Here is a 25,675-nt window from a genome sequence, read left to right on the forward strand (position 1 = left end):
GTCGACCGGCCCCGGCCGTGGAAGGGAGCCCGGGGGTCTTTCCCCGGGAATCCCCGTTGATCAGCCTCGCGGCTTCTCGCGCATCTCGTACGTCGCGATGACGTCGTCGATCTTGATGTCGTTGAAGTTTCCGAGGTTGATACCGCCCTCGTAGCCTTCGCGGATCTCGGTGACGTCGTCCTTGAAGCGGCGCAGACCGGAGATGTTGAGGCTCTCCGCGATGACCTTGCCATCGCGCAGCAGGCGCGCCTTGGTGTTGCGCTTGACCTCGCCGGACCGGACCAGCACACCGGCGATGTTGCCCAGCTTGGACGAGCGGAAGATCTCGCGGATCTCCGCCGTGCCGAGCTCGACCTCTTCGTACTCCGGCTTGAGCAGGCCCTTGAGGGCCGCTTCGATCTCTTCGATCGCCTGGTAGATGACCGAGTAGTACCGGACGTCCACGCCCTCGCGCTCGGCCATCTGCTCGGCACGCCCTGCGGCGCGCACGTTGAAGCCGATCACGATGGCGTCGGAGCCGGTCGCCAGGTTGATGTCCGACTCGGTGACCGCACCCACACCGCGGTGCAGGATCCGGATGTCGACCTCTTCACCGACGTCGAGCTGGAGCAGCGAGGACTCGAGAGCCTCCACCGAACCGGACGCGTCGCCCTTGATGATGAGGTTGAGTTCCTGGACCAGACCGGCCTTGAGCGCCTCGTCCAGGTTCTCCAGGGAGAACCGGACACCCTTGCGGGCGAAGTTGGCGTTGCGCTCACGGGCGGCACGCTTCTCGGCGATCTGACGGGCCGTACGGTCCTCGTCGACCACCAGGAGGTTGTCGCCGGCGCCCGGGACGTTGGTGAGACCGAGTACCAGGACGGGGGTCGAGGGACCCGCTTCCTGGACGTTCTGACCACTGTCGTCGAGCATCGCCCGGACACGGCCGTACGCGTCGCCCACGACCACCGTGTCACCGATGCGCAGCGTTCCGCGCTGGACCAGGACGGTCGAGACGGCACCGCGGCCGCGGTCGAGGTGGGACTCGATCGCAATACCCTGCGCGTCCTGCTCCGGGTTGGCCCGCAGGTCGAGCGAGGCGTCGGCGGTGAGGACGACGGCCTCCAGGAGGGACTCGATGTTGAGGCCCTGCTTGGCGGAGATGTCGACGAACATCGTGTCGCCGCCGTACTCCTCGGCCACCAGACCGAACTCGGTGAGCTGACCGCGCACCTTGGTCGGGTCGGCACCCTCGACGTCGATCTTGTTGACCGCGACCACGATCGGCACCTCGGCCGCCTTGGCGTGGTTCAGCGCCTCGATCGTCTGGGGCATCACACCGTCGTTCGCCGCCACCACGAGGATCGCGATGTCGGTGGACTTCGCACCACGTGCACGCATGGCGGTGAACGCCTCGTGACCCGGGGTGTCGATGAAGGTGATCTTCCGGTCCTCGCCGTTGACCTCGGAGGAGACCTGGTAGGCACCGATGTGCTGCGTGATGCCGCCGGCCTCGCCCGCGACGACGTTCGTCTTGCGGATCGCGTCCAGCAGTCGGGTCTTACCGTGGTCGACGTGACCCATGACGGTCACGACCGGCGGACGGGAGACCAGGGCCTCTTCGCCGCCCTCGTCCTCGCCGAACTCGATGTCGAAGGACTCGAGGAGCTCGCGGTCCTCCTCCTCCGGGCTGACGATCTCCAGGACGTAGTTCATCTCCTCGGCGAGGAGCCTGAGCGTCTCGTCGGAGACCGACTGCGTGGCGGTGACCATCTCGCCGAGGTTCATCATCACGGCGACGAGCGACGCCGGGTTGGCGTTGATCTTCTCCGCGAAGTCGGTCAGGGACGCACCGCGCGACAGCCGGACGGCCTGCCCGTTGCCGCGGGGCAGCATGACGCCGCCCACCGACGGGGCCTGCATGGCCTCGTACTCCTGGCGCCTCTGCCTCTTCGACTTGCGGCCACGACGCGCGGGACCACCGGGACGGCCGAACGCACCCTGTGTGCCACCACGGGCACCCGGGCCGCCGGGACGTCCACCGAAGCCGGGACGACCGCCGAAGCCGCCGCCACCACCGGGACGGCCTGCGCCGCCACCGCCACCGGGACCACCGGGACGGCCCGCGAAGCCGCCACCGCCGCCACCGGGACCTGCCGGACGGCCCGCGAAGCCGCCGCCACCGGGACGACCGCCGCCGCCACCGGGGCGACCGCCGCCACCGGCACCGGGACCACGGCCACCGCCGGGGCCACCGCCGGGACGCGGACCCGCGGCGGGACGCTGCGGCATCATGCCCGGGTTCGGACGGTTGCCCGAGGGGGCACCGCCCGGACGGGGAGACTGCGGACGGGGCATGCCGCCCGGGGACGGACGTGCGCCGCCCTGACCCTGGCCCTGCGGGCGCGGGGCGCCGCCGGGACCACCCTGCGGGCGCGGGGCGCCGGGGCGCTCCTGACCGCCGCCGGGGCGCGGGGCACCGCCGGGACGGGGCGCCTGGGGGCGCGCCATGCCGGTGGAACCGCCGGAGGTGAAGGGGTTGTTGCCCGGACGGGGTCCGGCCGGACGGGAGCCGCCGGGGCGGGGTGCGCCCTGGCCTGCGGGGCGTGCGGGGCGGTCTCCGCCGCGCTCGCCACCACGGCCGCCGTCACGCTCGCCACCACGGCCGCCGTCACGCTGACCGCCGGCCGGAGCCGGGCGGGCGGGACGCGGTCCGGGGGTGGCACCCGCGGGACGCGGGGCCTGCTGCTGGGGTGCGCTCGGCTGCGCCGGGGCCGGAGCCGAGAACTCGGCTGCGGGCACCGGGGTGACCGGAGCGGCCTTCGGCGCGGGCCTGGGGCCCGGACGAGGACCTGCCGACGGCGCGGAGGGCGCCGCGGGGGTGCTGCTCGCCGGAGCCTCGGCAGCGGCCGGCTTGGGGGCCGGTGCGCCGGGCTTCGGGGCGGCAGGACGTGCCGCGGCGGCCGGAGACGGCGCCGCGGGCTTCGAGGGGGCGGCCTTACGAGGCGCGCCAGGCTTGGCAGCGGACTTGCCGGCGTTGCCGCCGGGACCCTGCAGTGCGTCAGTCAGTTTGCGTACAACCGGCGCCTCGATCGTCGAGGACGCCGAACGGACGAATTCACCGAGTTCTTGGAGCTTGGCCATGACGACCTTGCTCTCGACGCCGAACTCCTTGGCGAGTTCGTATACCCGGACCTTAGCCACTTCGCTCCTTTTAGGTCCGGGTTACCGCCGGACCGTCGCTACTTCATGGGCGTACTCATCGCGTACTCATCGAGTGCTCATCGCAATCTCGACCTACTTCCAACTCGCGAGGTACCTGACCGCACGGGGACCCGTGCCGTTCACTTTCCTACGGTGTCAACCGCTCGACGAACCGCTGCAGTGCCGCGGGGTCGAACGGCCCCTTGGCCTTGAAGGCCCGGGGGAACGCCCGGCGGCGGACCGCCAGGTCGAGACAGACAGATGCGGGGTGTACGTACGCACCCCGGCCGGGCAGCGTACCGCGTGGATCAGGGACGACATCTCCCTCGTCCACCACGATGCGCAGCAGCTCGCTCTTGGCCGCTCGCTCCCGGCATCCCACACAGGTTCGCTCGGGGCAAGCGCGGGCTTGCGTCCGGCCAGACACGGCTAAGTCTACCTCCCCGCAACGACCTCATCCCTTTGGGGCAAGAATCGAACGGATGTTGTCGCGATCTCAGCGGCGCGCCGCCTCGATCTCTTCCTTCGGACCCCTCCCGGACCGCCTGGGCGGCCCAGGAGGGAAACCCGCGGTCAGCCGCGCTCGGACCGCTCCCGGGCGCGCTCGGCGCGCTCACGGTCGGCGACGTCCCGCTCGGCGTCCGTCTCGGTGTCCGGGCGGATGTCGATGCGCCAGCCGGTGAGCCGGGCGGCCAGGCGGGCGTTCTGGCCCTCCTTGCCGATCGCCAGCGACAGCTGGTAGTCCGGGACCGTGACCCGGGCGGAGCGCGTGCCGAGGTCCACGACCTCGACCTCGCTCACCCGCGCGGGTGACAGCGCGTTGGCGACCATCTCGGCCGGGTCGTCCGACCAGTCCACGATGTCGATCTTCTCGCCGTGCAGCTCCGCCATGACGTTGCGCACCCGGCTGCCCATCGGACCGATGCAGGCGCCCTTGGGGTTGAGGCCGGACCGGGTCGAACGAACGGCGATCTTCGTGCGGTGGCCCGCCTCGCGTGCGATGGCCTCGATGACGACCGAGCCGTCCGCGATCTCCGGAACCTCCAGCGCGAAGAGCTTCTTCACGAGGTTCGGGTGGGTGCGCGAGAGCGTCACGGAGGGACCGCGCACACCCTTGGCCACCCGGACGACGTAGGTGCGCAGCCGCAGGCCGTGGGTGTACTCCTCGCCGGGCACCTGCTCCTGCACCGGCAGGATGGCCTCCATCTTGCCGATGTCGACCAGGACGTTCTTCGGGTCCTTGCCCTGCTGGACCAGGCCGGTGACGACGTCGCCCTCGTGTCCGGCGTACTCGCCGAACGTCCGGTCGTCCTCCGCGTCGCGCAGCCGCTGCAGGATGACCTGCTTGGCGGTGGTCGCGGCGATACGGCCGAAGCCGGACGGGGTGTCGTCGAACTCCTTGGCCTCCTGGCCCTCTTCGAGCTCGGCCGGGTCGTCCTTCGCCCACACCGTCACATGACCGTTGGCGTCGAGCTCGACGCGCGCACGGCGGTGACTGCCGTCGGTGCGGTGGTACGCGATGAGGAGGGCCGACTCGATCGCCCCGACGAGCACGTCGAAGGGGATCTCCTTGTCCTGCGCCAAGCCCTTCAGAAGCTTCACATCGATGTCCACGGCTACGCCTCCTCTTCCTTCTTGTCCTTGCGGTTGAATTCGATCTCGACGCGCGCCTTGGCGATCTCGTCGAAGGCGACACGGCGCGCGGTGGGCTTGCGGCCCTTGACGCCCGGCACTTCGAGATCGAGCCCCTCGTCGTCCACCCCGAGGATCCGGGCCACCAGCTCGGAGCCGTCGCTCAGGGTGAGTCCCGCCAGCCGGCCGACGGCGCGTACGTAGTGGCGGTGCTCGGTCAACGGGCGCTCGGCGCCCGGAGAGCTCACCTCGAGGACGTATTCGCCCTCACCCATCGCGTCGGTCTCGTCCAGCGTCACGGAGATGGTGCGGCTGAGCTCGGCGCAGGTGTCGAGCTCCACGCCGTCCTCGGAGTCCACGATCACCCGCAGCACCTGGCGGCGGCCCGCCCGGGAGACCTCGATCTCCTCCAGGTCGAGCTGTCTGGCGCTGACAAGCGGCTCCAGCAGTTCGCGCAGCCTGTCGCTCTGGGTGGTGCTCATCCGGGTGACTCCTCGGCCGCGTGTGCTGTTGTGTGGATCGTCGCGTGTCGGATCAAAGGGTATCCGGTCCGCAGGGGTGTTGCCGTCCGCCTCCCGCCCCGCCGCGGGTACGCTCACCCCCGGTGATCACTTCAGGTCAGAAACTGTCAGAAACCAGGCTGAAGGAGACAAGTGCGCCGGACGGGGACGACGCGCAGGAGTGCGCTCACCGCTACGGGAGCATTCGCCCTGGGCGCGGTACTGACGGGCTGCGGGGACGGACCGGGGAACGGGCGGGACTCCGGCGCCGCGGATGCCGAGGCCACCGCTCTCCGTGCCGGGACCGCGCTGAGGACAGCGGCCGCCCGCTCCGGTGCCGCGCTTCTGGCCCGCTACGACCGGGTGGCCGCGGCCCATCCCCTGACCGGGGCAGGGCTCGCACCGCTGAGGGCCGCCGTCCGGGCGCACCTGGCCGCCCTCGGCGGGCCCCCCGAGGACCCCTCGCCCGCGGCCCCGGCCCCGTCGGCCTCCGCCACCGACGCCAAGGCCGCTCTCAGGGAGCTGGCGGCCGAGGAGCGGCGGGTCGCCGACGACCGTGCCGCTGCCCTGCTGAAGGCCGATCCCGAACTCGCCAGGCTGCTGGCCTCGGTCGCCGCGGCCGGCGCGGCCCACGCGTACCTGCTGTCCGAACTGGCCAAGGAGACCCCGGCATGACAACGGAGGCGGGCACGGACGTCACGGCGGAGTCGCTGCGGGCCGCACAGGCGGCACTCGCCGCCGAACACGCCGCGGTCTACGGGTACGGCGCGCTGGGCGGCCGGCTGGAAGGCCCCCGCCGCCGCGACGCCACGGCGGCCTGCGACGCCCACCGCGCCCGGCGCGACACCCTCACCAGGACCGTGCGCGACCTGGGCGGTACGCCGGTGGTCGCGGACGCGGCGTACGCTCTGCCCTTCGCCGTCCGGGATCCGGCGACCGCCATACGGCTCGCCGCCGTGCTGGAGGAACGGGTCGCGGGCGTGTACTCCGATCTCGTACGGGCCGCCCGGGGGCCGCTGCGGCAGGACGCCGCGGGTGCGCTCCGGGAGGCCGCGGTGCGTGCGGTGCGCTGGCGCGGCTCCGGCGTAGCCTTTCCTGGGCTCGCCGAGAAGGCCGACTCCGCGGACACCACGGCGGAGGCCGGCTCCACGGTCGCCACGCGCTGAGAAGGCTCTGAAAGGGAACAAGGCACGTATGGGTTGTGAACCGCCGCAGCGTCTGGTGCGGGCGCTGGGTGAGACGTACGGGGACGCGGCCGCCGAATGGATCGGCCGGCTCCCCGCACTCACCGAGGACGCGCTGTCCGCAGCGGGTCACCGGGCCACCCTCGAGCGGGTCGTCGCGCCGGGCGGGCGCAGCAGTCTCGTCCTCCTGGTGCAACGGGCGGACGGCACGCCAGCCGTCCTGAAGATCGCACCCCCGGGCGCCGCGCCCGCGCTCGAACGGGCCGCCCTCGCGCACTGGAACGGCTGGGGCACCGTCGAGCTCCTGACCGGCGCCGACTCCGAGGTGCCCGAGCACGCCCTGCTGCTGGAGCGGCTGCACCACGAGGTGTCCCTGCGCTCGCTTCCGGAGGCGAAGGCCCTGCTGGAGGCGGCGGGCACGGTGCGCAGGCTGTGGGTGGAGCCGCCGGCCGGTCATGCCTTCGAGACGGTCGCCGAGCGCACCGCGCGCCAGGCGGAGCCGATGCGGGCCGCCGCCGTGCGGGACCCGGCGCTGGAACCCCTGGTCTCGGCGGCTCTGGCCGCCCGCGACGAACTGGTCCCGGACCCCCCCGAACTCTTCCTGCTGCACGGCAACTTCCGTCAGAGCAAGGTCCTTTCCGGCGAGCGCGCCCCGTGGCTGGCCGTGGGCCCCGAGCCGTTGACCGGGGAGCGCGCCTACGACCTGGCGCGGCTGGTGCGTGACCGGGTCGAGGACCTGATCGCGTCGCCCGGCGGCGCCGTGACGGCCCGCCGCCGGGTCAAGAGGCTCGCCGAGTCGCTGGAGGTGGACCATGCGCGGCTGCGCGGCTGGACGCTGTTCCGGGCCGTGGAGTCCGGCACTCGGTCGCTGGCGGTGGGACGCCGCCAGGACGGCGAGCTGGCCCTGGAGTTCGCGGACTGGCTGTAGTCCCGGCACACGGCCGCGTACGAGCGCACAGGGCCCCCGCGCACTCGCGCGGGGGCCCTGTGGTGGTAGCGGGATCAGCCCTGTTCGGTCAGGCGGGCGACGGCCTCGTCGACGGTGAGCTCCTCACGCTCGCCGGTGCGTCGGTCCTTGAGCTCCAGGACGCCCTCGGCGGAACGGCGGCCGGCGACGAGGATCTTCGGGACGCCGATGAGCTCGGAGTCGGTGAACTTCACGCCGGGCGAGACGCCCGCGCGGTCGTCGACCAGCACGCGCAGGCCCGCGGCGTTCAGCTTCTCGGAGACGTCGAGGGCCAGCTCGGTCTGGAGCGCCTTGCCCGCGGCGACGACATGCACGTCGGCGGGGGCGATCTCTCGCGGCCAGCACAGGCCCTTGTCGTCGGCGGTCTGCTCGGCGAGCGCGGCCACCGCGCGGGAGACGCCGATGCCGTACGAGCCCATCGTGACGCGGACCGGCTTTCCCTGCTGGCCGAGGACGTCGAGGGAGAAGATGTCGGCGTACTTCCGGCCGAGCTGGAAGATGTGGCCGATCTCGATGGCGCGGTCCACCTGGAGGCCGGTGCCGCAGTTGGGGCAGGGGTCGCCCGGCTGCACGACGACGACGTCGAGGTGGTCGTCGACCTCGAAGTCGCGGCCCGCGACGACGTTCCTCGCGTGCCTGCCCTCCTTGTTCGCGCCGGTGATCCAGGCGGTGCCGGGGGCGATGCGCGGGTCGGCGATGTAGCGGACCTTCTCCAGGCCCTGCGGGCCTACGTAGCCGCGCACCAGGTCGGGGCGGCCCACGAAGTCCTCGGCGGTGACGAGCTCGACGACGGCGGGGGCGAGGTGCTCGCCGAGCTTGCCGAGGTCGACCTCGCGGTCGCCGGGCACGCCCACGGCCACGATCTCGCCGTCGACCTTGACCAGCAGGTTCTTCAGGGTGGCGGAGGCGGGTACCCCGAGGTGGGCCGCGAGGGTCTCGATGGTCGGGGTGTCGGGGGTGTCCAGCTCCTCGACGGGGCCGGTGGCCGCGGCGTCGGCGGGGGTGGCCTTGAAGGTCACGGCCTCGGTGTTCGCGGCGTAGTCGCAGTTGGGGCAGTCGACGAAGGTGTCCTCGCCGGCCGGCGCGGGCGCCAGGAACTCCTCGGACGCCGAGCCGCCCATGGCACCGGAGACGGCGGAGACGACGCGGTGGTCGAGGCCGAGGCGCTCGAAGATGCGGATGTAGGCGGCGCGGTGCAGCTGGTACGCCTCGGCGAGACCCTCGTCGGTGGTGTCGAAGGAGTACGAGTCCTTCATCTGGAACTCACGGCCGCGCAGCACACCGGCGCGGGGGCGGGCCTCGTCGCGGTACTTGGTCTGGATCTGGTAGAGGATCACGGGCAGGTCCTTGTAGGACGAGCACATGTCCTTGACGACCTGGGTGAAGACCTCCTCGTGGGTGGGGCCCAGGAGGTAGTCGGCGCCCTTGCGGTCCTGGAGCCTGAACAGCAGGTCGCCGTACTCGTCGTACCGGCCGCTCGCCTCGTACGCCTCCTTGGGGAGCAGCGCGGGGAGCAGCACCTCCTGGCCGCCGATGGCGTCCATCTCCTCGCGGACGACGCGGGTGACGTTCTCCAGCACCTTCTTGCCGAGCGGCAGCCACGACCAGATGCCGGCCGCGGTGCGGCGCACGTAGCCGGCGCGGACGAGGAGCTTGTGGTTGAGCGTCTCCGCGTCCGCCGGGTCGTCGCGCAGTGTCTTGATCATCAATCGGGACATGCGCTGGACCTGGGCCATGGTGAACTCCTGCTCGCAAGGGTGGTGGGCCCGAGGTTAGCCGGGGGGCCCGCGCGGGCGGAAATCGATTCGTCGGCCACCTGCGGTGCAAGGGCCGCGCCGGTCTCAGCCCCGGCGCAGCGGCAGGGGGGCGCCCATCACCGCGTACGGCTTGGGTGCGCTCGGGAAGAGCACCTGCCGGGCCAGGTCCTGGTAGCCGAGTGCGCGGTAGAGGCCGCGGGCGGGGCTCTCGGTGTCGATCGCGGAGAGGATGGACCGTGGCAGGCCGACGGCGTCCGTGACGGTGGTGATCAGGCTGCGGCCGATACCGCGCTGCTGGAACTCCGGGTGGACGTGGAGCTCGGTGATCACGAACGACCGGTCGAGCCAGTCCTCGGTTCCGGTGGCGCGCAGGTAGGGCTCGACGACGGTGGACCACCAGTGGGTCCGCTCGTTCGGCAGCCCGTAGACGAACCCGACGAGCCGCCCGTCCGCCGCGGTGGCGCCGAGGGCGCGGGCCCCCGGGTGTTCCAGGTGCCGGAGCACGATGTGGCGGCGTACGTCGATCTCGTCCTGCCCGAGGCCGAAGGCGAGCGCCTGCACGGCCAGTGCCTCGTCGACGCGGGCGGCGAGGTCGAGCGGTCCGACCGTGATGTCGGGGGTCCCGGAGCCCCGGTGGGACGCGGGGGTTGCTGCTGCCATGCGGGAACCCTACTGGCCGGGCCGCCGGGTCAGAACAGCACGCTCATGAACGCGCCCGTCTCGCGGAAGCCGACGCGGCTGTAGGCCCTGCGCGCGGGGGTGTTGTAGTCGTTCACGTACAGACTGACGACCGGTGCCACGTCGCTGAGCGCGTAGCGCAGGACGGCGGCCATGCCGGTCTCGGAGAGCCCCCGGCCTCGTGCCTCGGGGGCGACCCAGACGCCCTGGATCTGGCAGGCCCGGGAGGTCGCGGCGCCGATCTCCGCCTTGAACACGACCCTGCCGTCCTCTATGCGGGCGAAGGAGCGGCCGGCGGTGACCAGTTCCGCGACGCGTGCCTGGTAGAGGAGTCCGCCGTCGCCCGCCAGCGGGGAGACGCCGACCTCCTCGGTGAACATGGACACGCAGGCCGGCATGAGTATGTCCATCTCGTCCTTGCGGACCCGGCGTACGAGAGGGTCGGCCACGACCTCGGCGGAGGGGGTCTCGGTGACCATGAGCGGCTGGTTGGGCCGGACCTCGCGGGCCGGACCCCAGCTGGGTTCGAGCAGACGCCACAGCTGGGTGGTGGGGCCGGCCGGGCCGACGATCGAGGAGCAGCGGCGGCCGGCCCGCCGGGCGCGGTCGGCGAAGGCCCTGACGGCCTCGGGGGTGGCGCAGACGGGTACGAGGTTGGCGCCGGAGTAGCAGAGGGAGCGCAGGCGCCCGTCGGCGTACCAGCCCCACATCTCGCCGCCGAGCCGCCAGGGGTCGAGGCCCGCGATCTGGACGCGGGCGGCCACGAAGGCGTTGTCCACGGGCTCGCTCTCGAGGATGGCGAGGGCGGCGGGGAGTTCGCCGGGGTCGAGTACCCGGGTGGTGGTCTGCGTCAACACTGGGGCCTCACCGAACGGTCTGCTGGTTTTCGCACTGTACCCAAGAAGGCTGTGCGGTGCCCCCGCAGGTGCGGAGCCCGTCAGGGACGCCCGCGGGACGGGGACGCGGCGGTGCCCCGCAGGGCACGGCCTGCGGGGCACGGTGGGACTCGCCCGAGGGGTCAGCCGGCGATGGCGACCTGGGGCTCGCCCGAGGCGACGCCGTCCTTCTCCATCTGCTCGGCGATCTTCATGGCCTCCTCGATGAGGGTCTCCACGATCTTCGACTCCGGGACGGTCTTGATGACCTCGCCCTTCACGAAGATCTGGCCCTTGCCGTTGCCCGAGGCCACACCCAGGTCGGCCTCGCGCGCCTCACCGGGGCCGTTGACGACACAGCCCATCACCGCGACCCGCAGCGGGACCTCCATGCCCTCCAGCCCCGCGCTGACCTGGTCGGCGAGCTTGTACACGTCCACCTGGGCCCGTCCGCACGACGGGCAGGAGACGATCTCCAGGCGGCGCTGCTTGAGGTTCAGCGCCTCCAGGATCTGCAGGCCGACCTTGACCTCCTCCGCCGGAGGAGCCGACAGGGAGACCCGGATCGTGTCGCCGATGCCCTCCGAGAGCAGCGCGCCGAACGCCACGGCGGACTTGATCGTCCCCTGGAACGCCGGGCCGGCCTCGGTCACACCCAGGTGCAGCGGGTAGTCGCTCTGCGCCGCGAGCTGGCGGTAGGCGTTCACCATCACGACCGGGTCGTTGTGCTTCACCGAGATCTTGATGTCGCGGAAGCCGTGCTCCTCGAAGAGCGACGCCTCCCACAGGGCCGACTCCACCAACGCCTCCGGTGTCGCCTTCCCGTACTTCTTCAGCAGCCGCGCGTCGAGCGAGCCCGCGTTCACACCGATACGGATCGGCGTCCCCGCGTCCCCCGCCGCCTTCGCGATCTCCCGGACCTTGTCGTCGAACTGCTTGATGTTGCCGGGGTTCACCCGCACCGCCGCGCACCCGGCGTCGATCGCCGCGAACACGTACTTGGGCTGGAAGTGGATGTCGGCGATCACCGGGATCTGCGACTTCCTCGCGATCGTCGCCAGCGCGTCCGCGTCGTCCTGCGTCGGGCACGCGACCCGCACGATCTGGCAGCCGGACGCCGTCAGCTCCGCGATCTGCTGCAGGGTGGCACCGATGTCCGAGGTCCGCGTCGTGGTCATCGACTGCACCGACACTGGTGCGTCCCCGCCGACCGCCACGGATCCGACCTGGATCTGACGGCTGACCCGTCGGTCGGCGAGCTTGGTCGGAACGGCCGGCATTCCGAGAGAAATCGCAGTCATGCGCTGAGCATCCCCAAGGTGTGGATCGGTGTGGATCGAGGTCCCGAGAACTGCGGGCTCCAGGCTTCGAGGTTACGGCACCGGAGGGAAACGGCACGCATCCCGCCGGTACGGCCTGCCGACGGCGTGCGGCCGGATACCGCCTGTGTGTCCGGCCGCCGTCAGTGGGACGTGTGGGGCGTCAGGTGATCTTCACCGGGTTCACGATGTCGGCGACCAGCACCAGCAGTGTGAAGCAGATGAAGATGCCCGCGACGACGTAGGCGACCGGCATGAGCTTCGCCACGTCGAACGGGCCGGGGTCGGGGCGCTTGAAGACCTTGGCCACGTTGCGGCGCAGGGACTCCCAGAGGGCGCCCGCGATGTGCCCGCCGTCGAGCGGCAGCAGGGGCAGCATGTTGAACAGGAACAGCGAGAGGTTGAAGCCCGCCAGCAGGAACAGCATCATCGCGACCTGGTTCTGCGCGGGGACGTCGAGGTTCATCACCTCGCCGCCGATCCGGGCCGCGCCTACCACGCCGACCGGTGAGTCGTCGGCGCGCTCGCCGTCGCTGAACGCCGCGTTCCACAGGTCCGGGATCTTGGTGGGCAGGGCGATGATCGAGTCGACGCCGTTCTCGATCATGTCGCCCATGCGGACGACCGAGTCGCCGAAGGACAGCGGCAGGATCTCGGTGTTCGCGGCGAAGCCGAGGTAACCGGCGGTGACGTACTGGCCGGGGACGACCTCGCCGTCCGCGTCCTTCTTCGCCACGGCGTTCTTCTTCAGCACGGCGTTCAGGGTCTGTTCCCGGCCGTCACGCTCCACGGTGATGGTGGCGGGGCCGGTGGTCTGCCGGATCCTGTCCGAGAGGGTGGCCCAGTCGTCGATCCTCTGCCCGTCGAAGGCGACGATCTTGTCGCCCTCCTTCAGGCCCGCGGCCTTCGCCGGCGAGACGGGGTCGGACGCCTCGCAGGTGTCGCGCTTCTCGCTCTGCGAGATCACGCACTGCTGGACGCCCGCGACCTCCGTGGTCTGCGTCTGGAAGCCGAAGGTCATGGCGACGCCCATGAAGATCGCGACGGCCAGGACCAGGTTCATGAAGGGACCGGCGAACATCACGATCACGCGCTTCCACGGCTTGCGCGTGTAGAAGAGGCGCGACTCGTCGCCCGGCTGGAGCTCCTCGAAGGCGGCTGACCTGGCGTCCTCGATCATCCCGCGCCAGGGGGAGGTCGAACGCGCCTCGAGCCGGCCGTCGGGGCCTGGGGGGAACATGCCGATCATCCGGATGTAGCCGCCCGCGGGGATGGCCTTGATGCCGTACTCGGTGTCGCCCTTCCTGCGGGACCAGATCGTCGGGCCGAAGCCGACCATGTACTGCGGCACCCGGATCCCGAAGAGCTTGGCCGTGGACAGGTGGCCCAGTTCGTGCCAGGCGATCGAGAACAGCAGACCCACGGCGAAGATGGCGATCCCCAGGACCGTCATCAGGATCGTCGTCGTACTCATACGTGCGCCTCCGCTGTCGCTTCCGCCGAGAGTTCACGGGCCCTGGAACGGGCCCAGGTCTCCGCTTCGAGGACGTCCGCGACCGTCAGTGAAGTTCCCGTGGCGGGGGTGCCGTGTTCGGCCACCACCGCCGTGACCGTATCCATGATTCCGTTGAAGGGCAGCCGTCCCGCCAGGAAGGCGTCCACGCACTCCTCGTTGGCCGCGTTGAACACCGCGGGGGCCGTGCCGCCCAGCGCGCCGACGTGGCGGGCGAGCCCGACGGAGGGGAACGCCTCGGTGTCGAGCGGGAAGAACTCCCAGCTGGAGGCCTTCGTCCAGTCGAACGCGGGGGCCGCGTCCGGGACCCGCTCGGGCCAGCCGAGTCCGATGGCGATGGGGCCTCCCATGTCGGGCGGGGTGGCCTGGGCGAGGGTGGAGCCGTCGGTGAACTCCACCATCGAGTGAACATACGACTGGGGGTGGACCACGACCTCGATCCGGTCGAACGGAATGTCGTAGAGGAGGTGCGCCTCGATGACTTCCAGGCCCTTGTTGACGAGGGTCGCGGAGTTGACGGTGATGACCGGGCCCATGGCCCAGGTCGGGTGCGCCAGGGCCTGCTCGCGGGTCACGTCGGCCAGCTCGTCCCGCGTACGCCCGCGGAACGGCCCGCCGGACGCGGTCACGACGAGTTTCCTTACGTCGGCGCGCTTGCCGGCGGCGATCGTCTGGAAGAGCGCGGCGTGCTCGGAGTCGACCGGGATGATCTGGCCGGGCGCGGCCAGGGCCTTCACCAGGGGGCCGCCGACGATGAGCGACTCCTTGTTGGCCAGGGCGAGGGTGCGGCCGGCCGTCAGCGCGGCGAGCGTGGGAGCGAGGCCGATCGACCCGGTGATCCCGTTCAGCACGGTGTGGCACTCGCTCGCGGCGAGCTCCGTGGCGGCGTCGGGTCCGGCCAGGATCGCGGGCAGCGGCTCCCCCGCCCCGTAGGCCTCGCGAAGGGCCTCCCGCAGCGCCGGCGCCTTGTCCGCGTCGGCGACCGCGACCGTGCGCACCCGCAGCAGCTTCGCCTGCTCGGCGAGGAGCTGGACCCTGCCGCCCGCGGCGGAGAGCGCTGTGACGCGGAAACGGCCGGGGTTGCGGCGCACCAGGTCGATGGCCTGGGTGCCGATGGACCCGGTGGAGCCAAGGATCACCAGATCCCGGCGGCCTTCCGTCGCGTCGAAGACGAGATGCGGGTCGGCGAGGGGTGCGGGGCTGTCGCTCATGACCCCCATTGTTGCCGCATCCGCTGTGCGCTCCGACAGTGCGCCCCCGCCGGCGCGCGCCTCAGGCCTGTCCGGCACGGAATTTCCTCCACTGGGCGGCCATGACGTCCTCGGGGACGCCGCCGACGTCCTCGGTGCCGAGGGTCTCCGCCCGGAAGGCGAGGGTGGTGGATCCGGCCCGCAGGACGGTGAGGTACTCGTACAGCTTCAGCTTCCCCTTCACGTCGAGGACGGTGAGGCGGTAGGCCTTCGCCCCGTCGGCCTCGCCGGCGAAGGAGGGCGGCGCGGCGGGTTCGGTCCTCTCGTACGTGGCCCGGGCGACGGCCCGCTCCTCGGTGAGGCCCCCGGCGCACTCCCGGCCCGCCCGGTCGAGCGATCGCATGACCTTCGCCGCCTGCCCGCCGGCGTACGACCGCAGGGTCACGTCGACGGTGACGCCGAGCATCTCCCCGGGCTCGTCGGCCCTGCGCCGGACCTGCGCGGTGGGGGCGTACCCGCCGACGTCACCGGCGAGGCTGACCAGCGGCTGGCAGACGGCGGGCGAGGCGGTGTAGGCGTCGCCGAGCGGCCCGCCCGATGGGTACTCGGACGCGGTGAGGCTGCCGGCCTTCTCCCCGTCGGCGAAGGCGAGGGCGGTGAGCTCCGCCTCGGTGAGTCCTTCGGCGGGAGCCGCCGTGGCGGCCGGGCGGGAGGGGGTGGCGCTCCTGACGGCCTCGCCCTTGCCGCTGTCGTCACCGCCGCCACCGCAGCCGGTGAGACCCAGGAGGGCCGCCACCGCGCATCCCGCAGCCGCGGCGCGCCGTCCGCCGCCCGCCCCGTACTCCCCGAACATCCCTGCCCCTGTCTCCCGTTGACGAGCCACGACCGGTGTGCGGTCGCGGCAGAGGCTCGATTGTGCGGCATCCGGAGGTTCAGCGGTGCGTTTCGTCGCGGAACCCCTCCCCGGCCGCCGCGTCGCGCTCGGCGGGTCGGCAGCCCTGGTGGGACAGCGCCTGCCGCCCCGGCTCGTGTCCGCGGGAGGTCAGTTCGGACCGGGGAACGTCCTGCGCACGCCTGGAGGTGCCGTTCGCCGCGGCGGCCAGGAACAGGGCGCGGGCGGTGACGGACTTGGAGCCGGGGATGTCGATGACGGTCACGGGCGTCCGTTTCGCCCGGCGCCGTACGTGCCCGTGGGGCGCGTCCAGGCAGTGGACGCGCCCCACGGGTGCGGGTTCAGCGGATGGGCCGGTGGTGGTCGTCCCCGGTGGCCGGCCCCGGGGTGGCGTCGGCGATCCAGGGGCCCTCGCCGCTGGGGTCGATGATGCCCTCCTCCAGCCAGGTGTAGGTCCCGGAGAGGACTCCGTCGACCACGCGGCGGTCGATGTCGTCGGTGTTGGCCCACAGCCGGCCGAAGAGCTCCTCCACCCGGAGGCGGGACTGCCGGCAGAAGACGTCGGCGAGTTGGTAGGCCTCGCGGCCGTGGTCGCCGTTGACGCGCAGGTGTTCGGCCCGGACGCAGGCCGCGCTCATCGCGAAGAGCTCTGCTCCGATGTCGACGATCCGGCCGAGGAAGCCCTGCTTGGTCTCCATGCGGCCCTGCCAGCGGGACATCGCGTAGAAGGTCGAGCGGGCCAGTTTGCGGGCGGAGCGCTCGACGTGGCGCAGGTGGGTGGAGAGGTCGGGGTGGCCGGGGATCCGGAACTCCCCGTAGGCGTTGGGGAGACGGCCGGGACCGCTGACCAGTTTGGGGAGCCAGCGCGCGTAGAACTGCGCGGCGTTCGCGCCCGCCCTCGCCTTGTCGGCGAGCGGCTTGTCGGGGTCGATGATGTCGCCGGCGACCTTGAGGTGCGCGTCGACGGCCTCGCGGGCGATCAGCAGGTGCATGATCTCCGTGGAGCCCTCGAAGATCCGGTTGATCCGCATGTCCCGGAGCATCTGCTCGGCGGGGACGGCGCGTTCACCGCGTGCGGCGAGCGAGTCGGCGGTCTCGAAGCCGCGTCCGCCGCGGATCTGGACGAGCTCGTCGGAGATGAGCCAGCCCATCTCGGAGCCGTACAGCTTGGCGAGCGCGGCCTCGATGCGGATGTCGTTGCGGCTCTCGTCGGCCATCTGCGAGGAGAGGTCCACGACCGCTTCGAGGGCGAAGGTGGTGGCCGCGATGAAGGAGATCTTCGCGCCGACCGCCTCGTGCCGGGCGACCGGCCTGCCCCACTGCTCACGCACCGCCGACCATTCGCGGGCGATCTTCAGGGACCACTTCCCGACGCCCACGCACATGGCGGGCAGCGAGAGGCGGCCGGTGTTGAGGGTGGTGAGGGCGATCTTGAGGCCCGCGCCCTCGGGACCGATCCGGTTGGCCGCCGGGACGCGTACGCCGTGGAAGCGGGTGAGGCCGTTCTCGATGCCGCGCAGGCCCATGAAGGCGTTGCGGTGCTCCACGGTGATGCCCGGGGAGTCCGCCTCGACGACGAATGCGGTGATGCCGCCCTTGTGGCCTTCGGACTCCGGGACCCGGGCCATCACCACGAGCAGGTCGGCGACGACGCCGTTGGTCGTCCAGAGCTTCACGCCGTCCAGGACGTACTCGTCGCCCTCGGGCACCGCGGTGGTCGCCAGCCGTGCCGGGTCGGAGCCGACGTCGGGTTCCGTGAGGAGGAAGGCGGAGATGTCGGTGCGCGCGAGGCGGGGCAGGAAGGCGTCCTTCTGCTCCTGGGTGCCGAACATCTTCAGCGGCTGCGGTACGCCGATGGACTGGTGCGCGGAGAGGAGCGCCCCGATCGCGGGGCTCGCCGAACCGGCCAGCGCGAGAGCCTTGTTGTAGTAGACCTGGGTCAGCCCCAGGCCGCCGTACTTCGTCTCGATCTTCATACCGAGGGCGCCGAGCTCCCTGAGCCCGTTGATCACCTCGTCGGGGATCCTGGCCTCGCGCTCGATGAGGGCGCCGTCGACCCGGCTCTCGCAGAAGTCGCGCATCCGGGCGAGGAAGGCCTCGCCACGACGGACGTCGTCCGGGGCCGGCTGGGGGTGGGGGTGGATCAGGTCCAGCCGGAAGCGTCCGAGGAAGAGTTCCTTGGCGAAGCTGGGCTTGCGCCAGTCCTGTTCGCGGGCGGCCTCGGCCACCTGCCGTGCTTCACGCTCGGTGACCTTGGGGGCCTGGGGGATGTCGGATGGGGCGGACATGAGGAGCTCACCTCGCCGCGAGTCGGGATATGGGTCGGGACGTACGCGTGCCGATCGGTACCACCTGTCCGTATCTACCCGATCCGCGCCGCACCCACCACCCCTGCGCCGCCCTCCCGGCGGCGTACGGAAACGGCCGGAGCCCCCGCACAGCGGGCTCCGGCCGTGTCGTCCCGTGCTTCCGGCTACAGGGCCAGGCCAGTGAGGACGAGGACCCTCTCGTAGGTGTAGTCGTCCATGGCGTAGCGCACGCCCTCGCGGCCCACTCCGGACTGCTTGGCACCGCCGTACGGCATCTGGTCGGCGCGGTAGGAGGGCACGTCGCCGATGACCACGCCGCCCACCTCCAGAGCGCGGTGGGCGCGGAAGGCGGTCTGCAGGTCGTGGGTGAAGACGCCCACCTGGAGGCCGTACTGGGAGTCGTTGACCGCGGCGAAGGCCTCTTCCTCGCCGTGGGTCCTGCGCACGTACAGCACCGGGCCGAAGACCTCCTCGCGGGCGATCGTCGTGGTGTCCGGGAGGTCCGCGAGGACGGTCGGGGCATAGGTGGCGCCGTCGCGCCCGCCACCGGTGAGCAGGGTGGCGCCGGCGGCGACGGCATCGTCGACCCACGACTCGACGCGTCGGGCGGCGTCCTCGCTGACCAGCGGGCCGACGTCGGTGGCCGCGTCGGAGGGGTCGCCGGTCACCAGGGCCTCGACGGCCGCGACGATCCTCGGGACGAGCCGGTCGTACACGGTGGCGTCGGCGATGACCCGCTGCACCGAGATGCAGGACTGGCCGCCCTGGTAGTTGGAGAAGGTCGCGATGCGGGTCGCGGCGAGGTCCAGGTCCTCGTCGGAGGCCCAGTCGCCGAGCACGACCGCGGCGCCGTTGCCGCCGAGTTCGAGGGTGCAGTGCTTGCGCGGCACCGATTCCATGATCGCGTAGCCGACCGGACCTGAGCCGGTGAAGGTGATCACGGGCAGCCGCTCGTCCTGGACCAGGGCGGGCATCTTGTCGTTGGGCACGGTCAGCACGGACCAGGACCCGGCCGGCAGGTCGGTCTCGGCCAGCAGCTCGCCCAGGATCAGCGACGAGATCGGGGTGGCCGGCGCCGGCTTGAGGATGATCGGCGCACCGACGGCGATGGCCGGGGCGACCTTGTGGGCGCTCAGGTTGAGCGGGAAGTTGAAGGGCGCGATACCGAGCACGGGGCCGCGCGGGAAGCGCCGGGTCAGGGCGAGGCGGCCGGTCCCGCCGGCGTCCGTGTCCAGCCGCTGGGCGTCGCCGCCGTTGAAGCGGCGGGCCTCCTCGGCGGCGAACCGGAAGACGGAGACGGCCCGGCCGACCTCGCCGCGGGCCCACTTGATCGGCTTGCCGTTCTCGGCGGAGATCAGCTGGGCGATCTCCTCGGTGCGCTCGGTGAGGCGGCGTACGACGTGGTCGAGTGCGGCGGCCCGCACGTGCGCGGGGGTGGCCGCGAACTCCTCGCGGACGGCCCAGGCGGCGGCGACGGCCTCCTCGACCTGCGCGTCGGTGGGCACGGAGACCGTGCCGACGAGACGCCCGTCCCAGGAGTTGGTGACGTCGAAGCTGTCCTCGCCGGTGGCCCGGCGGCCGGCCAGCCAGAAGGCGTGGGTGGAAGTCATGGCGGTTCCGGCCCTTCAGGGGTGGTGAACGACGATCGCCGGGCGCCCCGGGGGCGCCCTGGGCCCCACCGTAGGGCGGTCCGCCACGGATGAGGCTTGTCCACGGTGGAGTGGAGCATATGACGCGTGCGCCGCTTTGTCGTAGGCGCCCCGGCGCCCGGCCCCCGGCTCCGGGCGGCGCTACTGCGTCCCGGACGAGGCCGCCGTCGTCTTGAGGGCGAGCCACAGCTCCATCCGGACGTCCGGGTCGTCCAGCGAGCGGCCGAGGATCTCCTCGACCCGGCGCATCCGGTAGCGCAGGGTGTGGCGGTGGACGCCGAGGTCGGCGGCGGCCGCGTCCCACTGCCCGTGCCGGGAGAGCCAGGCCCGCAGGGAGGCGACGAGGTCCCCGCGCCCCTTGGAGTCGTGTTCCCGCAGGGGCCGCAGCATCCCGTCGGCGAAGGCCCGTACGGCGTCGTCGGCGAGGAGCGGCAGGACGGAGCCCGCGGCGACCTCCTCGTGCTCGACCAGCGCCCTGCCCCGCCGTCGGGCGACCGAGAGTGCCTGTTCGGCCTGCTTGTACGCGGCGGAGACGGCGACCGGCCCCGAGGGCGCGGACAGACCCACGACGACCGCGGCCTCGTCGGCCCCGGACCCGGATTCGCGCGCCGGGCGGTCCTCCTCGGCCCGCGCGTGGGCGGCGCAGGCCGCGACGACCGCGCCGCCGTCCACGGCCAGGACGACGAGGCGTTCGCCCTCGGGGACCATCAGGAGGGTCTCGCCGGACCTGGACGCCGCGGCGTCCAGCGCCTCGGCGAGCAGGGCGGTCCCGGAGGGTGCGGGCGCCTCGGCGATCAGGAGCCGGAAGGGGGCGTCGAGGAGCCCGCCGTACAGATCACCGGCGACGGCACGGGCGTGGCCGGACTCGCCCGCCAGCAGCATCTTCAGGACCGCCGCGCCGAGGCGCTGCTCCGCGCCCTGGAGCGCGCGGGAGCGTGCCGTGGTCAGGGTCAGCAACGCGACCGCGGAGTTGACGGCGTAGCGCTCGGCGGTGCCGAGTGCCGCCCCCGTGCCGACGGCCAGCGCGCCGCGGGCGCGGCGGCCGGTGCCCAGGGACTGGAGCTCGACCCGGTCGTCGCCCTCGCTGTCGCCCACGACGGCGCTGGCCGGGGCGGGCCGGTCGCGCAGCCGCTCCACCTCGGGCGTGAGCCGGGCGGCCCGGCGGGCCGCCCAGTCGGGCGCGGCGGCGAGGACGGCCCCCGAGGAGTCGTAGAGGGCGGCCCAGCCGTCGACGTGGGCCGCGAGGCGGGTGAGGAGGGCGGCCGGGCCGTCCCCGGCGACGGCGGCACGGGTCAGTTCGCGCTGGGCCTCGAAGCCCGCGGTGACCGACCGGTACTGGTCGGCCGCGATGGCCGCCGACACCGCCTTGCTGATGGCGAGGAACGGGGTGCGTCTGGGCACCTCCAGGAGCGGCAGCCCGGCCTCCTCGGCGGCGTCCACGAGCGCCGGCGGGATGTCGTCGTAGGTGACGCCCACCCCGAAGCCGATCCCGGCGACGCCCGCACCGGCCAGCCGCTGTACGTAACGGCGCATCGTCCCGGGGTCCCGGGCGTCGAGGTTGGTCGCCGTGACGAGGAGCAGCTCGCCGCCCTCCATGTACGGCACGGGGTCGGCGAGCTCGCTGGCGTGCACCCAGCGCACCGGTGTGCCGAGCCGGTCGGCCCCCGCCCGCACGCCGAGCTTGAGCTTCGAGTGCTGGACGAGCGAGGCGAGAGTGGGAGGCATGGGACCGCCGGACCTCTGGGAGTGGGGTCGGGCCGTCCGATGCGGGCGACCCGGTTGCACCGCCTGCGCGGACGGCTCGACCACGCCGCCTCGTACAGACGGTCGCCGTCAATTCTGCCAGGGCGGCAGGGTCCGCGTCACCGTGCGCTCAGCCACTCAGCTCGACCAGGAGCGGCGGCGCGTGCTCGCCCTCCACCGTCGTCAGGGACATGACCGCGTGTCCGGCGGGCAGCGAGTACGCCAGCTCCGAGGCCGACCAGCGCTCCCGTTCGACCCGGCGCACGGTGACGGCGTCCCTGGTCACGGCCTTGCCCGTGACGAGCTTGCGCAGGGCGTGCAGGGCGCGGGTGAACGGCTGGTCGGCGAAGACCGCGTGCTGGGCGACCTCCCGCGTCTCCACCCACTCCTTGCCCCAGACCTCGGCGAACCTCTTGCCGTCCCAGGTCGTGACCCCGCTGAAGGCCATGCAGCAGCCGACCGCGCCGAGCAGCGCGGTGTGCAGCTGCTCGGGCACGTCGTCGACGGTACGCAGTGTCAGGACGGCTCCCGCGTTGACCGAGCGGAGCCGCCGGATGCCGCGGACGGTCTCGGCGGTGACGGTGTGCGTGGCGTCGTCCAGGACCAGGCAGACGAAGAGCGACCGGTCGGCACGTGCGGCGGTGACGGCCGTGAACTGGGCGAGCACGAGCCGGGCCAGCAGGCGTGACGCCTCCGCGTGCGCCCGCTCCGGGAGGTCGATCCTGACCCGGAGCGGCAGGTGTTCGAGGGAGCGCAGCGCGAAGGGCCGGGCGTCCGCGCCGGTGGCGAAGAAGGGGGCGAACGCGGGCCGGTCCAGCAGGGCGATCCGGTCGGCGAGCACCGGCCCGGGGTCTCCGGCCGCGCCCTTCTGCCGGGTGCGTGCCTCCAGCTCGCGCAGCATGGCCTGGTGCCCGCCCGCCGCCAGTGCCTCGCGCAGCGCGTCGGCCGCGCCGTGGTCGCCGTCCAGGAGTTCCCGGAGGGCCGGCACCCCGGGAAAGTGCCCGTGGACCGCGCGGTAGGGGCCGAGCAGCTGGGCGAGGACGGTGGCGGCGCGCCTGCTGTCCAGCTGGGGCACGTCGCCGACCAGCCCCTCCGCGAGCACCCCCGCGGCCTCGTCCGGGTCCGTCGTACCGCCGTAGAGGTCGAAGTCGTGTACGGAGGAGGGGTCGCCGATCCGCACCACGACGTCGAACATCTCGTCAGGGCCGAGCTCTCCCCCGGCGCCGCCCACGGCCAGCACGGCCGCCCGGCCGGCGAGTGCCTGGAGGGCGAGCGACTCCACGACGGGACGCACGAGTCGGGCAGACTTGCCGGCCCCCGGCGGGCCGACGGCGAGCAGGGACGTGCCCAGCAGCGCGGGTTCCAGGGCGGTGCCCGAACCGCGGCGGGCGTAGGGGTTGTGCGGGTCGTCGGCGAAGGTGCCGATGCGGACCTGCCCGGTGAGGAGGTCGTGCCGGGCCACGCGGCGCGGCAGGTCGCGGGCGCCCGAGGGGTGCAGCGCGGCGGCGCCCCCGGTGCGCAGGACGGCGTCGTCGAGCGCGGCCAGGCGCTCGGGGTGCGCCCGGCCGACGGTCCAGGCGTGGCGCAGCCGGGCGACGTCCACGTCGTTCATCCGGCCGGTGCGCACCTCGGCGGTGAGTGCCTCGGCTGCGTCCGTCAGTCCCGCGGCACGCAGCTCCGGCCACTGCTCGGGGGTGGGGGCGTCCGGTGGCGCGGACGGGGCGGGGGGTGTCCCGGCTTCGCTCTTCGCGGTGCGGGCGGCGAGCAGCTCGCGCCAGCGCCCGAGGCGGGCGAACGGCAGGAGCACACCGAGGGCGATCACGGTGTAGAGCACGTTGACGACGGCCTGGCTCTGGTAGATCTCACCGCCCGCGACGGCGGCGACCAGGATGAGCACGGGCCGGACGAGCGGGACCGCGTCCTTCCACACGAGGAGTTCGGCGAGGGCGGCTCCGGCTGCGGTGGCCGACGCGAGGAAGGGCTGTCCGCGGCCGGCGACGTGGCGCCGGAAGATCTCGGACCAGTTGCCGAGCCGGCCGCAGGCGTAGACCAGGAGGCCGAAGAGCAGGGCCTCGTAGACGGTGAGGGCGTCGGCGCCCTGGATCGTCCTGGGCCCGCCGAACGTACCGGCGTACCACCAGTCACCCGGGGTGAACAGCTTCAGCGGGACCAGGCGGTAGGGGATGTAGCCGTTGCGCCACAGGGACCACAGGAGCAGCCCGCACAGCGCGGAGATCAGCACCCCGACCACCAGCGAGCGGTCGGAGACGCCCTCGGGCCTCTCCGGGGGGCGCTGGGTGTGCCCGAAGCGCCAGACACCCGGTTCGCGCACGGGGCGCGGGGTGCGCAGCCATGCGCCGAGGCCGCCGCTCCCGGCCTGCGGGTTCCCCTGGTGCGGGGCGTGCGTGGGAGGCGGTGGCGCGGCGGGCGGTGGCCCCGCCGGGCGCGGCACCCGGTCCGCGCCCGTGCCGCGTGCGTCGTACGTGCCTTCGGTGTCCATGAACCGCTGCCCCCTGACCAGCCAGGTCCCGCCTTCTGCCCGGCCAATCTAGTGCCCGGGCACCGGGAGTTCAGCCATGCGGCCGGATGAGTGGCGGGGGCGTCGCGCGGGGGCGCCACCGGGCCTTCTGTCCGCGGCGGACAAGGACACGCAACCGACCACTCCCGATCGGAGCATGACCGCTGCCCGCGCCCACCCCTAGCCTGCAGAAACAGAAGCGTCCGAAACACCCCCAGGAGCCCCGCATGTCCGACATCCCGCAGGAGCGCCGCGTCGTCACCGCCATCCCCGGCCCGAAGTCGGCCGAGCTGCAGGCCCGCCGTCTCGCGGCGGTCGCCGCGGGTGTGGGTTCCACGCTGCCGGTCTTCACCGCTCGGGCGGGCGGCGGAATCATCGAGGACGTGGACGGCAACCGGCTGATCGACTTCGGTTCCGGCATCGCCGTGACGTCGGTGGGCGCCTCCGCCGAGGCGGTCGTACGCCGGGCGTCGGCCCAGCTCGCCGACTTCACCCACACCTGTTTCATGGTCACGCCGTACGAGGGGTACGTCGAGGTCTGCGAGCAGCTCGCCGAGCTGACGCCGGGCGACCACGCCAAGAAGTCCGCGCTGTTCAACTCGGGCGCCGAGGCGGTCGAGAACGCGGTGAAGATCGCCCGTGCCCACACCAAGCGCACCGCCGTCGTCGTCTTCGACCACGGCTACCACGGCCGGACCAACCTCACGATGGCCCTGACCGCGAAGAACATGCCGTACAAGCAGGGCTTCGGCCCGTTCGCGCCCGAGGTCTACCGCGTGCCGGTGGCGTACGGCTACCGCTGGCCGACCGGTGCCGAGAACGCCGGTGCCGAGGCGTCCGCCCAGGCCATCGACGAGATCACCAAGCAGATCGGCGCGGACAACGTCGCCGCGATCATCATCGAGCCGGTGCTGGGCGAAGGCGGCTTCATCGAGCCGGCCAAGGGCTTCCTCCCCGCGATCGCGCAGTTCGCCAAGGACAACGGGATCGTCTTCGTCGCGGACGAGATCCAGTCCGGCTTCTGCCGCACCGGCCAGTGGTTCGCCTGCGAGGACGAGGGCATCGTGCCCGACCTCATCACCACGGCCAAGGGGATCGCGGGCGGCCTCCCGCTCTCCGCGGTGACCGGCCGCGCCGAGATCATGGACGCCGCCCACGCCGGCGGCCTGGGCGGCACGTACGGCGGCAACCCGGTGGCCTGCGCCGGGGCGCTCGGCGCCATCGAGACGATGCGCGAGCTGGACCTGAACGGCAAGGCCAGGCGCATCGAGGAGGTCATGAAGGGCCGCCTCGCCGAGATGCGGGCCAAGCTGCCGAACGGCGACATCATCGGTGACATCCGCGGCCGGGGCGCCATGATCGCGATCGAGCTGGTGAAGTCCGGCACGAAGGACCCCGACGCGGCGGCCGCGGCGGCGCTGGCCAAGTCCTGCCACGCCGAGGGGCTGCTGGTGCTGACCTGCGGCACCTACGGCAACGTGCTGCGCTTCCTGCCCCCGCTCGTCATCGGCGAGGACCTGCTCGACGAGGGCCTGGACATCATCGAGCAGGCGTTCGGCCGGCTCTGATCCGTGCGAGTCACCCGGGTCGCCGTACGCCGTTCCGGCGACCGCGACCCGGTTCCGGGTGAGGGCGTGTGAAGAAGGTGTGCGGGGGCGATGGCGGGATACCGTTGCCGCTTCCGGTGCCTCCTCCCTCTGACGTACGGTTTTCCCAGATGAGAGAAACACCCCGCCCGCAGGGGACTGCGGGCGACGCGGGTCCGG

General features: G+C 72.5%; 20 protein-coding genes. 4 read left to right on the forward strand and 16 right to left on the reverse strand.

Annotation, left to right across the window (positions count from 1 at the left end):
• Nucleotides 1-60: 60 nt before the first annotated feature.
• The 4 genes from infB to rimP form a co-directional block, all read right to left on the reverse strand.
• Nucleotides 61-3,183, reverse strand: a complete 3,123-nt coding sequence (infB, locus tag AB0I83_RS25155) for a translation initiation factor IF-2 (RefSeq protein ID WP_363306234.1) — start codon at nucleotides 3,181-3,183, stop codon at nucleotides 61-63.
• Nucleotides 3,184-3,331: 148 nt separating this feature from the next.
• Nucleotides 3,332-3,610, reverse strand: coding sequence for a YlxR family protein (locus AB0I83_RS25160; RefSeq protein ID WP_356535514.1), 279 nt, complete (start codon nucleotides 3,608-3,610; stop codon nucleotides 3,332-3,334).
• A 146-nt stretch (nucleotides 3,611-3,756) separates the two neighbouring features.
• Nucleotides 3,757-4,797, reverse strand: coding sequence for a transcription termination factor NusA (gene nusA, locus AB0I83_RS25165; RefSeq protein WP_356535515.1), 1,041 nt, complete (start codon nucleotides 4,795-4,797; stop codon nucleotides 3,757-3,759).
• Between the two features lie 2 nt (nucleotides 4,798-4,799).
• Entirely contained in the window at nucleotides 4,800-5,297 is a 498-nt protein-coding gene (rimP, locus tag AB0I83_RS25170; protein ID WP_363306235.1) for a ribosome maturation factor RimP, read from the reverse strand.
• 171 nt (nucleotides 5,298-5,468) lie between these two features.
• On the opposite strand from rimP, the gene AB0I83_RS25175 reads away from it, so the two are divergent.
• The 3 genes from AB0I83_RS25175 to AB0I83_RS25185 are packed head-to-tail and all read left to right on the forward strand — an operon-like array spanning nucleotide 5,469 to nucleotide 7,427.
• Nucleotides 5,469-5,990 carry a hypothetical protein gene (locus AB0I83_RS25175; protein WP_363306236.1) on the forward strand — a complete coding sequence of 174 codons (522 nt, stop codon included), beginning with the start codon at nucleotides 5,469-5,471 and terminating at the stop codon, nucleotides 5,988-5,990.
• The gene (locus AB0I83_RS25180) at nucleotides 5,987-6,481 is read left to right on the forward strand and encodes a ferritin-like domain-containing protein (protein ID WP_363306237.1); all 495 of its coding nucleotides are present in this window, start codon (nucleotides 5,987-5,989) and stop codon (nucleotides 6,479-6,481) included. The genes AB0I83_RS25175 and AB0I83_RS25180 overlap by 4 nt, the downstream gene beginning before the upstream one ends.
• Before the next feature lie 28 nt (nucleotides 6,482-6,509).
• Nucleotides 6,510-7,427, forward strand: a complete 918-nt coding sequence (locus AB0I83_RS25185) for an aminoglycoside phosphotransferase family protein (RefSeq protein WP_363306238.1) — start codon at nucleotides 6,510-6,512, stop codon at nucleotides 7,425-7,427.
• Nucleotides 7,428-7,501: 74 nt separating this feature from the next.
• On the opposite strand, the gene AB0I83_RS25190 is transcribed toward AB0I83_RS25185, so the two are convergent.
• The 12 genes from AB0I83_RS25190 to AB0I83_RS25245 all read right to left on the reverse strand — a co-directional run bounded on the left by AB0I83_RS25190 (nucleotide 7,502) and on the right by AB0I83_RS25245 (nucleotide 23,891).
• Nucleotides 7,502-9,202, reverse strand: coding sequence for a proline--tRNA ligase (locus AB0I83_RS25190; protein WP_356535520.1), 1,701 nt, complete (start codon nucleotides 9,200-9,202; stop codon nucleotides 7,502-7,504).
• Nucleotides 9,203-9,307: 105 nt separating this feature from the next.
• Nucleotides 9,308-9,883, reverse strand: a complete 576-nt coding sequence (locus AB0I83_RS25195; protein WP_356535521.1) for a GNAT family N-acetyltransferase — start codon at nucleotides 9,881-9,883, stop codon at nucleotides 9,308-9,310.
• A 29-nt stretch (nucleotides 9,884-9,912) separates the two neighbouring features.
• Nucleotides 9,913-10,758: a GNAT family N-acetyltransferase gene (locus AB0I83_RS25200; RefSeq protein WP_356535522.1), complete on the reverse strand. Its 846-nt coding sequence runs from the start codon at nucleotides 10,756-10,758 to the stop codon at nucleotides 9,913-9,915.
• Between the two features lie 161 nt (nucleotides 10,759-10,919).
• On the reverse strand, nucleotides 10,920-12,077 hold the full coding sequence (ispG, locus tag AB0I83_RS25205; RefSeq protein ID WP_356535523.1) for a flavodoxin-dependent (E)-4-hydroxy-3-methylbut-2-enyl-diphosphate synthase: 1,158 nt from the start codon (nucleotides 12,075-12,077) through the stop codon (nucleotides 10,920-10,922).
• A gap of 181 nt (nucleotides 12,078-12,258) precedes the next feature.
• Complete coding sequence (locus AB0I83_RS25210) at nucleotides 12,259-13,569, reverse strand: site-2 protease family protein (RefSeq protein ID WP_356535524.1); 1,311 nt, start codon at nucleotides 13,567-13,569, stop codon at nucleotides 12,259-12,261.
• On the reverse strand, nucleotides 13,566-14,828 hold the full coding sequence (gene dxr / locus AB0I83_RS25215) for a 1-deoxy-D-xylulose-5-phosphate reductoisomerase (RefSeq protein ID WP_363306278.1): 1,263 nt from the start codon (nucleotides 14,826-14,828) through the stop codon (nucleotides 13,566-13,568). The genes AB0I83_RS25210 and dxr overlap by 4 nt, the downstream gene beginning before the upstream one ends.
• 52 nt (nucleotides 14,829-14,880) lie before the next feature.
• Nucleotides 14,881-15,651, reverse strand: coding sequence for a hypothetical protein (locus tag AB0I83_RS25220; protein ID WP_363306239.1), 771 nt, complete (start codon nucleotides 15,649-15,651; stop codon nucleotides 14,881-14,883).
• Between the two features lie 79 nt (nucleotides 15,652-15,730).
• Nucleotides 15,731-15,955, reverse strand: coding sequence for a hypothetical protein (locus tag AB0I83_RS25225; protein ID WP_363306240.1), 225 nt, complete (start codon nucleotides 15,953-15,955; stop codon nucleotides 15,731-15,733).
• Between the two features lie 76 nt (nucleotides 15,956-16,031).
• Nucleotides 16,032-17,978, reverse strand: coding sequence for an acyl-CoA dehydrogenase family protein (locus AB0I83_RS25230; protein WP_363306241.1), 1,947 nt, complete (start codon nucleotides 17,976-17,978; stop codon nucleotides 16,032-16,034).
• A 185-nt stretch (nucleotides 17,979-18,163) separates the two neighbouring features.
• Nucleotides 18,164-19,609 carry an aldehyde dehydrogenase family protein gene (locus tag AB0I83_RS25235; protein WP_356535527.1) on the reverse strand — a complete coding sequence of 482 codons (1,446 nt, stop codon included), beginning with the start codon at nucleotides 19,607-19,609 and terminating at the stop codon, nucleotides 18,164-18,166.
• Nucleotides 19,610-19,789: 180 nt separating this feature from the next.
• Nucleotides 19,790-21,373, reverse strand: a complete 1,584-nt coding sequence (locus tag AB0I83_RS25240) for a PucR family transcriptional regulator (protein WP_363306242.1) — start codon at nucleotides 21,371-21,373, stop codon at nucleotides 19,790-19,792.
• A 148-nt stretch (nucleotides 21,374-21,521) separates the two neighbouring features.
• Complete coding sequence (locus tag AB0I83_RS25245; protein WP_363306243.1) at nucleotides 21,522-23,891, reverse strand: ATP/GTP-binding protein; 2,370 nt, start codon at nucleotides 23,889-23,891, stop codon at nucleotides 21,522-21,524.
• A 245-nt stretch (nucleotides 23,892-24,136) separates the two neighbouring features.
• On the opposite strand from AB0I83_RS25245, the gene gabT reads away from it, so the two are divergent.
• Entirely contained in the window at nucleotides 24,137-25,477 is a 1,341-nt protein-coding gene (gene gabT / locus AB0I83_RS25250; RefSeq protein ID WP_363306244.1) for a 4-aminobutyrate--2-oxoglutarate transaminase, read from the forward strand.
• The last annotated feature ends 198 nt before the right edge of the window (nucleotides 25,478-25,675 follow it).

The organism is Streptomyces sp. NPDC049970 (assembly GCF_040660235.1).
GTDB lineage: Bacteria > Actinomycetota > Actinomycetes > Streptomycetales > Streptomycetaceae > Streptomyces.

Bases quoted from the DNA above. Each gene is read 5' to 3' on its own strand.
- AB0I83_RS25240 (WP_363306242.1), bottom strand. From the start codon at position 21,373: ATGCCTCCCACTCTCGCCTCGCTCGTCCAGCACTCGAAGCTCAAGCTC.
- AB0I83_RS25210 (WP_356535524.1), bottom strand. From the start codon at position 13,569: ATGAGTACGACGACGATCCTGATGACGGTCCTGGGGATCGCCATCTTC.
- dxr (WP_363306278.1), bottom strand. From the start codon at position 14,828: ATGGGGGTCATGAGCGACAGCCCCGCACCCCTCGCCGACCCGCATCTC.
- AB0I83_RS25185 (WP_363306238.1), top strand. From the start codon at position 6,510: ATGGGTTGTGAACCGCCGCAGCGTCTGGTGCGGGCGCTGGGTGAGACG.
- AB0I83_RS25235 (WP_356535527.1), bottom strand. From the start codon at position 19,609: ATGACTTCCACCCACGCCTTCTGGCTGGCCGGCCGCCGGGCCACCGGC.
- AB0I83_RS25195 (WP_356535521.1), bottom strand. From the start codon at position 9,883: ATGGCAGCAGCAACCCCCGCGTCCCACCGGGGCTCCGGGACCCCCGAC.
- rimP (WP_363306235.1), bottom strand. From the start codon at position 5,297: ATGAGCACCACCCAGAGCGACAGGCTGCGCGAACTGCTGGAGCCGCTT.
- AB0I83_RS25230 (WP_363306241.1), bottom strand. From the start codon at position 17,978: ATGTCCGCCCCATCCGACATCCCCCAGGCCCCCAAGGTCACCGAGCGT.
- gabT (WP_363306244.1), top strand. From the start codon at position 24,137: ATGTCCGACATCCCGCAGGAGCGCCGCGTCGTCACCGCCATCCCCGGC.
- AB0I83_RS25190 (WP_356535520.1), bottom strand. From the start codon at position 9,202: ATGGCCCAGGTCCAGCGCATGTCCCGATTGATGATCAAGACACTGCGC.
- AB0I83_RS25180 (WP_363306237.1), top strand. From the start codon at position 5,987: ATGACAACGGAGGCGGGCACGGACGTCACGGCGGAGTCGCTGCGGGCC.
- AB0I83_RS25220 (WP_363306239.1), bottom strand. From the start codon at position 15,651: ATGTTCGGGGAGTACGGGGCGGGCGGCGGACGGCGCGCCGCGGCTGCG.
- AB0I83_RS25245 (WP_363306243.1), bottom strand. From the start codon at position 23,891: ATGGACACCGAAGGCACGTACGACGCACGCGGCACGGGCGCGGACCGG.
- ispG (WP_356535523.1), bottom strand. From the start codon at position 12,077: ATGACTGCGATTTCTCTCGGAATGCCGGCCGTTCCGACCAAGCTCGCC.